Raw genomic sequence first — 14,358 nt, 5'->3', positions numbered from 1 at the left:
ATTATGTTTGTTAAAAACTTCATTATAGAAATCAACTACCATCTTTTTATTCTTTTCATTTTCTTTTACTTCTTTTGATACAGAAGCAACATTTTCGCTCTTAATTGAGTTCCCTTTGTTATTACCGGTGGAAGCTTGATATACCAAAGTCGAAACTACTCCTAAAATAAATACAGAAATAATTGTTATGATTAAACTTTTCTCTAATTTCATATATACCTACCTCTTCTACTTAAATAAGTTTTCTTCTATAAAAAGTTTGAAGAAGGAGAAACCTTCCCAAAAATGTAATGTCAGGGGTAATGTTAGGAATTTCATTTATCCTCCCCCTATACAAGGCATATTAGAAACGATTAACTCTAACTTAATACCTCATTAACAGTTGCACTGTCCACAATTTGTATAAACTTCTTAACCTTATCGTTCTCATCAAACTTATAAAGATGACAAAAATCTGCTACAAATGACTTCCCTGTAGCTTTATATGTTCCACTATATTTTCCATACACAATAACAGTATTGTTATTAAAAGCATAAATTTCATCTTTTGCACTATAGTTATCCCATTCCGTACCAAGACGTTCATGTACGTTCTTCACTACTTCATCTGGACCAATATAAGTACCCGCATATGGAAACCCAGCAGCTTCTGTCCAAGATACATTTTCACTTAAATACGTTTTGAACGCATCCAATTTCCCTTCGCCAGTTAACACATACGTTTCATGTAATAGCTTTTGATATTTATTCATATCATTAACCCCAAGGCATTTCTTTTGTTACAACTTTTGCACTTAATTCTAATACACCTTTATTTGCATAGCCTGGATATGCTGCATCAAGTCTTGCTACAAAATCTTTTGAAGTTTTACTTTCCTCAGAAGCTTGAATCGCAGTTCTTAGATAATCCATTGTCGCAGTAAGTGCTTGATTATTTAAGGATTTTTCAATTGATCCATGGCTAGGTACAATGATGTCAGCATGTAATGCTTGTAACACTTTCAAGTTTTCAATCCAAGCCTCCATTGCCGCTTTTGAGCTAGTATCAGCTAAGAATACATGGATTTCGTTAAATACATCAATACCACCAATTAATACTTTCAGCTCTTTATTAAATAAGCTAGTTCTGTAATGATCTAAGCCTACTAGTTCAAATGTTAACCCCTGAAAATCAATTGTTTTTTCTTTAAACACTTGAGGTAATACCACGTTATTCGGTGCATTTTCTCCAAGGGCGTCTTTCCAAACTTTTAATTTCCCTAAGACAGAATGAACGATATGTTCAACAGTAGACTCTGTTGCATACGCTATAGCTTCTGGGTAAACGGCTTTAATGCTCTCTAATCCAAAGTAGTAGTCTGGATCCCCATGAATAATAAAGATTTTATCTAGAGATAAGTTGTTTTTTTTCAGATACTCAACAATTTCTTTCGAATCAGATTGAGTAAATTTTGAGTTTATTAAAAATGCATGTCCTGCTTTCTCAACTAATGTTGCCGTGACCATAAAGCTTTTTTCGTCCGAACTAAACACCGTTAATTTCACATCTTTTTGATTTGTATCGATTGTTTTAAACATAGTATGTTATTCTCCTTTTATTAAAGTTATTAACTAATTATCATATTTTTATCTTGTTCCGATAAAATCTCCCACTCCCATTTATCTGAAAGTGTAATAGTACTGGCGAATATTCCGGAGATGAATGTCAGGTGGCCTAAGATAACATGTTTGCTACTATATCCTAAATTTTCTTAATATAAATTTTTAAAACTCGCTTCAATTTTACCTGGCGTCATTACGCCACCACCAATAGGAATAATTTGATTATCCTTTTGTAAAAGTAATGAAGGATAGCTATTAACACCAAGCTGTCGAACTTTATTGAAATCATTTTGGACATCTAATATTGTTTCTTGAGCGTTTAAACGTTCTAATACTTTTTCAGGGTCCAAACCATGCTCGATTGCAATTTTGCGATATGTTTCAGGATCACTCAGACTTTGGCCCTCATAATAAAACGCTTTTTGCATAGCCGAAGTGAATTCTAATAAACGGTCTGGCGCTAATGAGCGTAAAGCTGAAAAACCAATTGCAGCATCTTTCGAATTCATTTTAAAAGTCCCTTCCTCCACCAATTTTTGATAGGAAGGACCAAATTCAGCACCTGTAAGTTGATTAATTCTTTTATTTCCCTCTTCTATATATGAGAAGTTTTTCATTGGTAAATTATCTAAAAATAACCCTCCACATAAAACTGTTAATGGCACTTCAGTGTGGTTTTTGTAAAATCCTTTAATACTTTCTGAAAAACCATAGCACCATCCACAATATGCATCCCATACGTAAATAAGGTTATCTTGTTTCGTCTCCATTTAAATCTCCTACCTTTTTTTATTATCCAGCTCAACTAAATTTTTGGTTTATATAAGTACATCTTTTTATACCTTGTTCTTTTTTAGATACCTTACTATATTTCCCCAAAACTAATATTTCCAAAGAAAGATCCACCAAGGTTTTTAACAAAAGATAACGTTGCACCTTATTGCCCCGTAACAGAAAATACTAAAGCTTGGAATATGCATTGATTTGAATGTGTTAGTAACTTTCTACACCGGGTGGCAACGTATGGACCACCATCCTTAATTAAATATATAAATCATATTTTTAGCAGATATTAGTTGTAACTAAATTGTTTACATCTTTATGTAACTATTTTAGTTACAACTAATATAGAAGTCAATTCTTTTTTTCGAAAACATTAAATTTCTACATTAAGTTACAACCAATCCCACTCTTTACAAAAATATATCAACGTTTATTCAATTATATCAATCGTAACTCCGAATATATCAACGTTTCGACACAACATATCGATTTACCGACAAATTTCGAGCGCGCTATCTCCTAAACTAACAACCAATCCCACACCACGTCCACCTACAAAGAAAAAAGCACCAGGTCCCCCCTAGTGCTCTCCCTCTAAAACAAATGACAAGCCACCTCATGCCCCTTCTCAATCTCCACCATCTTCGGTACTTCCTGTGCGCATTTTTCAGTGGCGAATTTGCAGCGCGTTCTGAATTTGCAGCCGGATGGTGAGTTTAGTGGGCTTGGTACTTCTCCCTCTAGGATGATCCGTTCTTTTCCTATGTTTGTTGGATCTGGTTCTGGCATAGATGAGAGTAGTGCTTGTGTGTATGGATGTGCCGGTTTTGTGTATAGGTCTTCACTGTCGGCAATTTCTACTATGTTTCCTAAGTACATGACTCCGATTCTGTCTGATATGTGCCTTACCATAGATAGGTCATGTGCGATGAATAAGTATGTGACTCCTGTTTCTTCTTGGATGTCTTGCAGCATGTTTACGACTTGTGCTTGGACTGAGACATCGAGTGCTGAGATTGGTTCGTCACATAGGATAAAGTCTGGTTTTACAGATAGTGCGCGCGCGATGCTAATGCGCTGGCGCTGGCCTCCACTAAATTCGTGCGGGTAGCGATATAAATGTTCTTCTTTTAATCCTACCTTTTTCAGAAGGTCTAAAATGATTTCTTTTTGTTCTTCTTTTTCGTAGGAACCGTGAATGTTCATTGGTTCGCTAATAATTTGGAATACGTTCATTGCCGGGTTTAATGATGCGTATGGATCTTGGAAAATGATTTGCATTCTTTTTCGATATTCTTTTAGTTCACTTTCCTTTAAACTTGCGATATCTTTTCCGTCGAATAAAACGTTACCTGAAGTGACATCGTGTAAACGAATGATGCTTCTTCCTGTCGTTGATTTTCCGCAACCTGATTCTCCTACTAATCCGAATGTTTCACCTTTTTTAATGGTGAAGCTAAGGTCATCGACTGCTTTTAATTGCTCTGTTTTCCTGCCAAATAGTCCTTTTTTAATAGGAAAATACTTTTTTAAGTTCCGAACTTCAATTAAGTTTTCTTCATGCATGTGAATCACCTACTGTCTTATCGTTTAACCAGCACATGGAACGTCTTTTGTTTCCGATTTCAAAATATGGCGGACGTTCTTTTTCACAAATGTCCATCGCATGCGGGCAACGCTCTGCGAATGGGCAACCTTGTGGCGGGTTTAATAAGTTTGGCGTTACACCTTGAATAGGAGCGAGTCTTTCTTTTACGCCGTTCGCTATTTTTGGCAAAGAGTTTAATAGCCCTTTCGTATATGGATGATTCGGCGATTGGAAAATATCAAGTACAGGTCCTTCTTCCATAATAAGCCCGCCGTACATAACGATAACGCGCGTACAGTTTTGCGCGACGATTCCTAAGTCATGCGTAATAAGAAGTAACGCCATATTCGTTTCGTTCTTTAAGTTTTTCATTAAATCTAGTATTTGCGCCTGTATCGTTACATCAAGTGCAGTCGTCGGTTCGTCAGCAATAAGAAGGTCCGGATTACAAGACATCGCCATTGCGATTATAACCCGCTGCTTCATACCACCGCTTAGTTCATGCGGATATTGTTTTACCCTTTCTTCTGGTGACGAAAGGCCGACTTGTTTTAACAAGTTGATCGCGATCTGCTCTGCTTCTTTCTTTTTCACTTTTTGATGACGTATAATTACTTCCGTCATTTGTTTCCCAATTTTCACGACTGGATTTAGCGCTGACATTGGGTCTTGAGAGATAAGTGAAATTTGATTTCCTCTAATAGAACGTAATTCTTTTTCAGATTTAGAAAGTATGTTTTCATTATGAAAAAGGATTTCCCCTTCTTTCACTTTTCCTGGTGACGTAACGAGAGACATAACAGACTTCGCCATTACACTCTTTCCGCTTCCAGATTCCCCAACGATACCGACTACTTCTCCTTTATTTAAGCGAAATGTAACGCCGCGAACCGCTTCAACTTCGCCACTTTCTATGAAAAAAGAAGTCTTTAAATTTTTCACTTCTAGTAGTTTTTCAGACACGCTTCTCACTCCTTTCACTTAACACTTTAGTTTTCATGTCCGGCTCCTTTTGGTGCGAAAGCTTTCTTCAATGCTTCACCAATTACGTTAAAACTAAGTACCGTTAAAAGGATAAGGAATCCTGGGAAGAGTGTTAAATACCAAGCTTCACCAATATATCCTTGCGCATTGTTTAGCATGCTGCCCCAAGAAGAATCTGGTTCTCTAATACCTAAACCTAAGAAACTAAGTGATGATTCCATTAAAATCGATGTCGCAATTGTTAATGTCGCAGCGATAATAATGGTCGATAAAATGTTAGGAATGATATGTCTTACAATAATCATAAGTGATTTTTGTCCTGATACTTTTGCGTATAAAACGTACTCACGCTCTTTTACAGATAACGTTTCTGCCCTTACAATACGGGCGGTGTCCATCCATGTTAGTAATCCGATAATAAGAACTAACGTCGTAATTCCTGGTTTTAAATACGCATTTAATAGTAGCATTAAAAAGAATGATGGAATTGACATAAGTACTTCAACAACCCTCATTAAGAAGTTGTCTAACTTTCCGCCAAAATATCCGCTAATTGTTCCAACTGCGGTACCGATTGTAATAGAAACAACCATCGCAAGAAAACCGACCGCAAGTGAAACTCGTCCGCCATATAACGCTCTCGTTAAGTAATCTCTTCCGTAATCATCCGTTCCGAAAGGATGACTCATACTTGGTTCTTGTAAGCGATCTGGAATCGACATTTTGCTAGGATCGTACGGCGAGACGAATGCGAAAGTTGATGCGACCGTTAAAATCGCAAGTATAATAACTCCCATTGCAACAAACTTATTTTTCGTAAAGCTATGTTTTATCGTTTGAAATCTCCTATTATTCATTCCAAATCACCCCCTCATTCGAATGCGCGGATCTACTACGCCATATAAAATATCAGCAATTAAGTTACCGAGAATTAACATGAATGATGATAGTAATGTAATTGCCATGATAATCGGATAATCAAATCTAAAAATAGCATTTACCCCAAGTGAACCAAGACCCGGCCATGAAAATACTGTTTCCGTAATAAATGCTCCGCCTACTAAACTTGGAATCGATAATCCGAAAATTGTAATGATTGGTATTAATACATTTCGAAGTACGTGATTAAATAAAACCGTTTTCTTTGAAGCACCGTACGCATATTGAATTTGTACATATTCTTCTTCTAATTGCTGAATCGTACTTGAACGAATATATCTCATATAAACAGATACGTTTTGGAACGCTAACACCATACAAGGTAAAATGCCGTGTTGGACAATATCCCAGACGGAATCTTGACCGACTGTGCGCATACCCATGCTCGGAAGAAGGTTCAACTTTAAAGAGAATAAGTAAATTAATAGTAAAGCGAACCAAAAGACTGGCATTGAAATTCCCACATAAGAGATAAAGTTCACAATGCGATCAAAGATAGAATTCTTTTTCACACCTGTAAGTAGTCCAAGCGGGATTGCGATTACAAATGAGACGAGTAAAGACGATCCCATTAAGCCGATTGTCGCAGGTAACCTTTCTACAATAAGATCTAGAACAGGACGATGGTTTTGAAGTGAATAACCAAAGTTCCCTGTTAAAATATTTTTTAACCATAAAATATACTGCATATAAATTGGTTGATCTAGCCCTAAACTTGTGCGAATACGCTCAACATCAATTGGACTCATATTTGGCGTTACAAAGTTTCGAACCGGATCCCCCGGTGCTAGTTTTATTAATAGAAAAGAAATAATAGAAATAACAAATAAAAGCGGAATTGCATTTAAAAGCCTCTTCGCAATTACTTTATACACAAACTTCCCCCCTCAAGCTAAAGAAGCTGATTTCCACCAGCTTCTTTATTGTTTCTTATTTCACTTCATAAATCTTAGATAGATCTTCAAACATTGTGACAGGAATTGCTTTCGCTTCTTTTAATCCATCAAACTTTTTATCTACTGCAATAACTGCTTTCGGATACGCGATTGGTAGATAAGGTACGTCTTCTCTAGCTGTCTCTTGAATTTTATGGTATAGCTCTGCGCGTTTTGTTTTATCTGTCTCAACTGCAGCTTCTTCCCATAACTTATCGAAATCAGCGTTTTTATATCGTGCATAATTGTATTCAGCATTGCTTAAGAATAAGCTCTTATATGAATCTGGCTCAGGTCCCATTATGTAACCACCAAATGTAATGTCATATTCTTTATTCTCTTTATCTAAGCCTTTTTCACTTGCCGCACTAGCATCTAATGCATTTAGTTCAACTTCTAAGCCAACTTCTTTTAATTTTTGTTGTGTATATAACGCTAAGCTTTCCATAATTTTATTATTCGTTACATACATCACACGTACTTTTTCCTTATCTTTCACGCCAGCTTTTGCTAATAAATCTTTCGCTTCTTTTTTATCATACTTATAGTCTTTAATATCTTTCGCATAATACATAGCGTCTGGCGTTAAGATTGAATTTGCTGGTTCTGCAAATTCACCCGAAACGAATGCTGAGTTAATCATTTCTTTCTTATCTAACGCATGTGCAATTGCTTGGCGCACTTCTTTTTTCTTCATAAGATCAGTATTCATGTTATAAGATAAGTAGAATAATCTACCTTCAGGGAATGTCACCATTGAGAAGTTCCCAGTGCTATCTAGTTTCTTAAAGTCTTGCGGCTCAATCATCTTCATGTTGATTTGACCATTTTGCAGTGAAACATTTGCTGTATTACGGTCTTTTACAACGCGGTATACGATAGAGTCTAATTTAGCTTTCCCACCTACATAATCATCAAATCGATCTAATGCAACGTACTCATCTGATTTATACTCTTTAAACTTAAACGGCCCTGATCCTACAGGCTGTAAGTTTTTCTTACTCTTCGCTAAATCTGCTTCCCCTTCAAATACATGTTTCGGAATTGGGAAGAAATCATTCATCACACCTTCGAAAGATGCGCTTACTTGTGGTAAAACGAATTGAGTTGTTAACTCATCTACCTTTTTCACCTCAAGCGGCTTTCCTTTAAAAATAAAGTTTTCACGACTTGAGCTATTTTGCTTCTCATCCAAAATAGATTGGAATGTAAATGCTATATCGTCTGATGTAATTTTCTTACCATCATGCCATTTCAAATTATCTTTTAATTTCAATGTCCACGTTAATTGATCTTCTGAAGGCGTAAAGCTCTCAGCAAGAACAAACTTTTTCTTACCGTCTTCCATATGATATAGCGGCGCATATAAAGCTTGCTGCACAGTTAATGACACACGATCATTCGCATAAAGCGGATTCATCGTATCTGGGTTATCGCTAACACCAATCGTTAACGTTCCTCCATCTTTCGGAGTCCCTGATTTACTAGTGCCCGCTTGCTTCGAAGAATCTTTTTCCCCAGAACAAGCCGCTAATGCAATAAGTAGTATTAGAACAAATGGTAATGCAAATAACTTCTGTTTCATCTTTCGGCCCCCTCGAACTGTTTATACCCATAAGAAAACTCGGAATTAATCCCGAGTTTTCTTATAAGTTTTAAATTACCACTACCTGTATGTAAAGTCAAACTTTTTTGTAAATGTGGAAAGTTTGCAATCTACTAATACATTCTTGCCATAAAATATATTTATAAGGATGATAAAATAAAAAGACCACCAAAAGGCAGTCTCAAAACTCAATCTTACTCCCTACTCCTTGCTCCACCGCTCTCTCATACAAATACTTCGCAACGATAATATCCACTACTGCCAAACCAACTGATTTGAAAATAGTAATCTCTTCATTGCTTTCGCGGCCTGCTTTTTCCTCGCTTATAATTTGACCAAGTTCAGCGTGAATGGCGTTCGCTTTGAATAGACCTTCTTTTATCGGAACTTGGAGATCGCCTGTTTCGTCTAGTGCTGCTTCTTTTGATTCGACTACTACTTTGTTTGCGCTTGTGATGGCGTGAGATGGTAGTTCTTGCATGCTCGGTCTGAATGAGCCGACGGCGTTTACGTGGACGCCTTTTTGTAGTGTTTCTGAGAAGACTGGTGTGGATGCGTTCGTAGTTGTGACGATGATGTCTGCTTCGCTTATTGCTTCATTTGGATCTCTATAAACGTATGCTGGTTTACCTAATTTCTCTTGTATATATTGCGCAAATGCATACGCTTTTTCTTCTGTTCGATTGTATAAAATGACCTTTTCGATATCTCTAACTGCAAATATTGCTTCGGCAATCCCCTTTGCTTGTTCACCCGTGCCGATAATGCATAAAGTTTTTGCGTTATGACGAGCTAAATATTTTGTCGCTACTCCTGATAAGGCACCTGTTCGAATCATCGTTAAGTACGATCCTTCTAGAAGTGCGAGTGGTTCTCCCGTTTGAAAGTCTGATAGCATCACAATCCCATTGATTGTTTTCTTTCCTATCTGTTTATTTTGCGGGACTACCGTTACTATTTTTACTCCAAGTGCCTCAAGCCTTTCCGCTACTGAAGGCATAATTAATGCCGTATTTTTCTCGTTCGCAAATGGTAATGACCCCCTTATTGGTGTAATCGTTCTTTCTGCGGAAAATTCTTTTAAAGCAAGTGCCGCGTATTCAATAACTTCATTCATATTTACTAAGTTTCTTTGTTCGTTCGCGCTTATGACTAGCATATTTGTTCACCTCCTCCTCTTATCCCGTATTAACGGGCAGTAAGACTCCCATCTAAAAATTCGGTTGGACAAAGAAGTTACACGGGAGATCAACTGCCCGTAAAAACCCGATTGGTTCAACTAATAATCAGTGGGGAACCCCTCCACTGATTAAAGTTTCACTTTATCCTAACAAAAATCCTCGGTTCAAATCATCTCTCGGATCTACAACGAACTGATGAAATCCTGCAATAAATGCATTCCCCGTTACTTTCGGAACGACAGCTTTATATGTATCTACTAGGGTTACCGACAATACTTCTCCCTCGAATTTCCCATCAGTAATGCATTCGTGGACGAACATTTCTCCCTTTTGTAAGGCATCTTTTTCAAAAAGAGTTGCGATTCTCGCTGAAGTTCCTGTACCGCAAGGAGAACGGTCTACTTGCCCATCAGCAAAAATCGTCACATTTCGTAGCGTAGCGCCTTTTTCTTTCGGTTCATCTGAAAATATAACGCCGTATATTCCTTTCAAACCTTCTTCAAGTGGATGTTTCACTTCCATTTTACTCTCTATATAATGTTTAATTTTATTGCCCCACGTTTGAATAGCAGGCAAGTCTTTAAAATCAACTTTCAAACCAAATTCTTTACAATCTACAACAGCGTAAAATGCTCCTCCAAACGCAATATCTACTTGAAATTCATAGTTATCTATTTTAATAGGAACGTCTTTTTTGTATACAAATGAAGGAACATTTTCAAATGATACAGATTCTACTTCACTCCCGTTATATTTTGCATACGCAACAACTTCTCCGGCCGGGCTATCAATAATGAACTTTTGTTTTTCACCCTTTACTTCAAACATGCCTGTTTCAATTCCAACTGTAATGACAGCAATAATGCCATGACCACACATCGTACTCCATCCTTCATTGTGCATAAATAACACGCCAAAATCAGCATGAGCACTTGCTGGCGGTGTAATGATACAACCGTACATTCCGTGATGCCCTCTCGGTTCATACATCAGAACTTCACGAAGGTAATCCAAATGTTTCATACAGTATGCGCGTCTTTCCAACTGCGTTTCCCCTTTTATTTCTGGCACTCCGCCCGTAATAATTCGAAGCGGTTCCCCAGCTACGTGTGCATCAATCGTTGTATATATTTTACTAACCTTCATTTCTATCTCTCCCCTATACGTTGATACTATTTCCAACGCAAGTATCATGCCAAATCGTATAGCATTCCTTTTTTCAAATCCCCTGGACAATGTGTATTCTTTTTTCAACAAATTCATATACAACTGTCTACTTTTTTATACACGGCTTGGACGTTACGCTATAAAACACCTCGATAACTTTGCAATTTCACTGGTACACACATGTAGGATTCCTTTTATCATTATTATTTTCAATGTAAAGTTACTTCGCTCCCAAACATATACTGTTCAAAAGCAAAAAGGAAGTGATCCAATGTACTACGGAACAAAAGGCTGGTACGTAGCTGAACTAAAAAAATTAGGCGTACGCTATCATGAAGGACGAAAACTAGAAAGTTACCGCGGGCACATATTACGCAATTTATTAATTGCACAACAAGAGAAATTAAAAGAACAGTAATAGATTCTCCTATCACAATATCAACTTATCGCCGCCTACAAACTGCCAATCAATCACACATTAAACTACACTAAAAAGGTCACCCAAACGGGTGACCTTCCTTTCTTATTCACAAACAAGAATTTGTCTAGTAAATGACCCTTTTCTTGTAATACAGCGATCTGTAATTTCAAATCCTGCTTCATGGATCATGTCATCCATTGTCTCCATCGTTACAACGACTACCTTTTTAGCAATGCGGCGCGCACTTGAAAGAATGGAGAGCTGGTCTTCTGGTGTGGCATGCGTAAATAAGTCATACGGCATATCGATAATTGCAACGTCGTAGTTCTCAGTAATTTCTTCAATTGGTCCTTTTGTTACTGTTCCTTCAAATCCAAAATGTGCGATGTTTTTTCTCGTTCCAAGAACTACAAGTGGATTTATATCTCTACCAACGATATTAATCCCCATAGAAAGTGCTTCTACTACTACTGTTCCAATACCGCAGCACGGGTCAATTGCTCGTACTCCCTCTGGATTTGGTACAGCGATATTTGCAACTGATCTCGCAACACGTGTGCTAAGTGATGTCGAATAGCTATGCGGTTTTTTTATGTGATGATACCAAACTGGTTCGCTTTCTACATAGTGCCCGAAGTACCAGCGTCCTCCAAGAGGAACAATCCCGAATACACGCTCTGGATTACGAACATCCGCTTCTCCTTCGATATGCATGCCAAGGTCTCGTTCAATAAGACGTCTTTCTCCATATTCAATTTTATTCTCCCCAACGAGGTCATTGATTTTAACGAAAATAACTTTAAATGTCGCTCCCGCCAAATCAATTTGTTCCACTTGTTTTAAAATGCTTTCTAAGTCGTCCCCTTCATACATAACCTCAACGCGCTCTTTCATAAACGCACTTCTACTCGGGTCAATTTTTACATCACTTTTTAAAATATTAACGTGCGACTCCATTCCAAAGAACGAGCGCATTTCCAAGTAACATAAAGCACGCTCCTCCTCACGAAATGCATACGTATATATACAGGCAGGTGTTTTACTATGATTATTCAATCTATTATCATCCTCTATCGTTTAAAATTGTTATGATTACAATTACTCAATACTTTTCTTTTGTATATAAAATTAAATGATATCATATGCCGGAAATAAAGAGAAACGTTAATAAATAAAAGAGACTGCCAATGGCAATCTCTTATTATTTATTAACGGAAAGAAGACACGTTGTTACCCATTTCTTCATAGTAATCTAAAATACCTTGATAAATAGCTTCCGCTGCATTTTGTCTTTGCGCTGGTGTAGCTATTTTATCTGCATCACTTTTATTATCTACAAATGCTAATTCTGCTAATACAGCTGGCATTGTATTTTCTCTAATTACGTATAAATCGCCTTTTTTCACACCACGATCTTTTGTTCCCAGTGCATCTACAAGACGCTCTTGAATTTTTTCTGCTAGTAAACGACTTTCTGATACGTTAGGATTTGTTCCTCTTGCTGTCGCTGATTCATAGTAGAACGTTTCTGTACCTTGTCCATTTTTCTCTTCCGTGCCATTACCATGAATGCTTACAAAAATATCCCCATTATTTTTTTGAGCAAATTCTACACGTTTCTTTAAAGAATCAGAAGCACTTGTTCCTGGACGTGTATCATCTGTACGAGTGAATAACACAGTAAATGGTGTCTTTTTCTCAAATATCTTCTGTAATCGCAATGATACATCTAATACAGTTTCACTTTCTTTCTCATAATAACCTGGATTACCTGAATCAACTCCGCCATGACCTGGGTCAATGATAATCGCTTTTCCTTCTAAGAAGTTACCCTGCTTCACTGGATTTAATTGATTTTTATTAACCCATTGGAAACCAGCGCCCATGCGGATACGAATCCAGCTGCCGTTCTCTTCAATAACAGTTACTTGTTGTGCGCTATGTGTTCCCATTACTTTTGAAGAAGAAGAAGCTTCTGCATAAGTAGTGAATCCTTCATTAATAACTTCTGTTTTCTCTACTAAAGGTGTCCATTTATCACCTTTACTTGTTGCAATTTTGATCCATCCATCTCGTTCTTCTTTAATTTCAACCATTTGTGGATTATGCTGATTTGCACTAATCCCAGAACTTAATGATGGTGCGTGATATGTAATGAATTTTCTATCTATGTACATTTTCTTTGTTTCTACTGGACGATCACTATTCTTGCTAAATTTATCTGTTTGCGCAGTAAGCTGAGCTGCTTGTTCACGCGTAATAGAATCATTCGGTTTCCAGCCATTCTCTGTACCTAAAGAAAGTTTTAATTCTACTAAAATATTAACTTCTTCTTTACCCCAATGATTCTCTAAATCAGCGAATTTTGTAGGAACTGGTCCTGTTACTTTGCTCTTCAGATTATATGCTCTTACAAGCATAGCTGCCATTTCAGCACGAGTTACTTTTCCTTCAGGATCAAATACTCCTGGTTCTCGCCCTTTAATAATATTCTCTTTTTCCATGGCTGCAATAAATGAAGCTGCCCAACTATTTTTTGCATCATTATAAGACGGCTTTGCATTTGGATCTACTTTAGCACCAATTGCTGTTGCGATAATCTTTGCTGCCTGGGCACGTGTTAAATTTCCGTATGGCATAAAGTTACCATCTGGCATACCGTTAATTACATTTCTCTCTACTAAATAATAAATTGCGTCTTTCGACCACGCACTATCTGAAACATCAGGAAATTTCTTCGTTTCTGCTAAACTACTAATTGGATGTGCTAGTAAATTTGCTGCTAATAAACCTGCGGCTATTGCTTTGTACTTCATGAAAAATAAATCTCCTCTCAAAACTTCATATTCATACAATTTTTTTAATCAAGCTAACTAAAACATATTAACTATTAATTAATTCCTTTCATAGTGTATAACATTATATATCTATAGTAAATACGTTTCCCGCCGTATAATAAAAATCGCATATATATAACTTATAATGAATGTATATAAAAAACTTTAATCAGCCCTCACCAATCGGGCTTTTACGGGCAGCCCAACCCCCACCTAACTTCTTTGCTTTCGCTGAATTTTGAGGTAGGGGTCTTACTGCCCGGCAAATAGCGGGCTAAAAAAGCGATTAGAACATCTCTCCTAATCGCTTCGCCA

Annotated in this window: 13 protein-coding genes and 1 pseudogene; 1 reads left to right on the top strand and 13 read right to left on the bottom strand. The window is 37.1% G+C overall.

Annotated features, from left to right (window positions below):
* The 11 genes and pseudogenes from MR167_RS21010 to MR167_RS20960 form a co-directional block, all read right to left on the bottom strand.
* A pseudogene (locus tag MR167_RS21010) lies at positions 1-213 on the bottom strand (nuclear transport factor 2 family protein); the annotation flags it as partial.
* Positions 214-359: 146 nt separating this feature from the next.
* Positions 360-752 carry a nuclear transport factor 2 family protein gene (locus MR167_RS21005; RefSeq protein WP_001046370.1) on the bottom strand — a complete coding sequence of 131 codons (393 nt, stop codon included), beginning with the start codon at positions 750-752 and terminating at the stop codon, positions 360-362.
* 4 nt (positions 753-756) lie between these two features.
* Positions 757-1,578, bottom strand: a complete 822-nt coding sequence (locus MR167_RS21000; protein WP_000477270.1) for an MBL fold metallo-hydrolase — start codon at positions 1,576-1,578, stop codon at positions 757-759.
* 173 nt (positions 1,579-1,751) lie between these two features.
* Complete coding sequence (locus tag MR167_RS20995) at positions 1,752-2,372, bottom strand: DsbA family protein (protein ID WP_242315392.1); 621 nt, start codon at positions 2,370-2,372, stop codon at positions 1,752-1,754.
* Positions 2,373-2,979: 607 nt separating this feature from the next.
* Complete coding sequence (locus tag MR167_RS20990) at positions 2,980-3,951, bottom strand: ABC transporter ATP-binding protein (protein ID WP_242315390.1); 972 nt, start codon at positions 3,949-3,951, stop codon at positions 2,980-2,982.
* The gene (locus tag MR167_RS20985) at positions 3,944-4,936 is read right to left on the bottom strand and encodes an ABC transporter ATP-binding protein (RefSeq protein WP_242315389.1); all 993 of its coding nucleotides are present in this window, start codon (positions 4,934-4,936) and stop codon (positions 3,944-3,946) included. The genes MR167_RS20990 and MR167_RS20985 overlap by 8 nt, the downstream gene beginning before the upstream one ends.
* A 26-nt stretch (positions 4,937-4,962) precedes the next feature.
* A complete protein-coding gene (locus MR167_RS20980; protein ID WP_242315388.1) occupies positions 4,963-5,814 on the bottom strand; it encodes an ABC transporter permease in 852 nt (283 codons plus the stop codon).
* Positions 5,815-5,820: 6 nt separating this feature from the next.
* On the bottom strand, positions 5,821-6,771 hold the full coding sequence (locus MR167_RS20975; RefSeq protein WP_242315387.1) for an ABC transporter permease: 951 nt from the start codon (positions 6,769-6,771) through the stop codon (positions 5,821-5,823).
* A gap of 55 nt (positions 6,772-6,826) precedes the next feature.
* Complete coding sequence (locus MR167_RS20970) at positions 6,827-8,416, bottom strand: ABC transporter substrate-binding protein (protein ID WP_000810663.1); 1,590 nt, start codon at positions 8,414-8,416, stop codon at positions 6,827-6,829.
* Positions 8,417-8,618: 202 nt separating this feature from the next.
* Positions 8,619-9,596, bottom strand: a complete 978-nt coding sequence (locus MR167_RS20965; protein ID WP_242315385.1) for an ornithine cyclodeaminase family protein — start codon at positions 9,594-9,596, stop codon at positions 8,619-8,621.
* A 163-nt stretch (positions 9,597-9,759) separates the two neighbouring features.
* Positions 9,760-10,764, bottom strand: a complete 1,005-nt coding sequence (locus tag MR167_RS20960) for a proline racemase family protein (protein ID WP_242315383.1) — start codon at positions 10,762-10,764, stop codon at positions 9,760-9,762.
* 208 nt (positions 10,765-10,972) lie between these two features.
* On the opposite strand from MR167_RS20960, the gene MR167_RS20955 reads away from it, so the two are divergent.
* Positions 10,973-11,203 carry a YflJ family protein gene (locus tag MR167_RS20955; protein ID WP_074790672.1) on the top strand — a complete coding sequence of 77 codons (231 nt, stop codon included), beginning with the start codon at positions 10,973-10,975 and terminating at the stop codon, positions 11,201-11,203.
* Positions 11,204-11,308: 105 nt separating this feature from the next.
* Here the strand turns inward: MR167_RS20955 and MR167_RS20950 are convergent, their stop codons facing one another.
* Together MR167_RS20950 and MR167_RS20945 are read right to left on the bottom strand one after the other, a co-directional pair.
* Complete coding sequence (locus MR167_RS20950; RefSeq protein WP_001059321.1) at positions 11,309-12,262, bottom strand: TRM11 family SAM-dependent methyltransferase; 954 nt, start codon at positions 12,260-12,262, stop codon at positions 11,309-11,311.
* 152 nt (positions 12,263-12,414) lie between these two features.
* Positions 12,415-14,022, bottom strand: a complete 1,608-nt coding sequence (locus MR167_RS20945; RefSeq protein WP_000875337.1) for an N-acetylmuramoyl-L-alanine amidase — start codon at positions 14,020-14,022, stop codon at positions 12,415-12,417.
* Positions 14,023-14,358 lie beyond the last annotated feature (336 nt).

Source organism: Bacillus cereus group sp. BfR-BA-01355, from assembly GCF_022663675.1.
GTDB classification, from domain to species: Bacteria; Bacillota; Bacilli; order Bacillales; family Bacillaceae_G; genus Bacillus_A; species Bacillus_A thuringiensis_S.
This window is presented reverse-complemented; position numbering and strand designations above follow the sequence as displayed.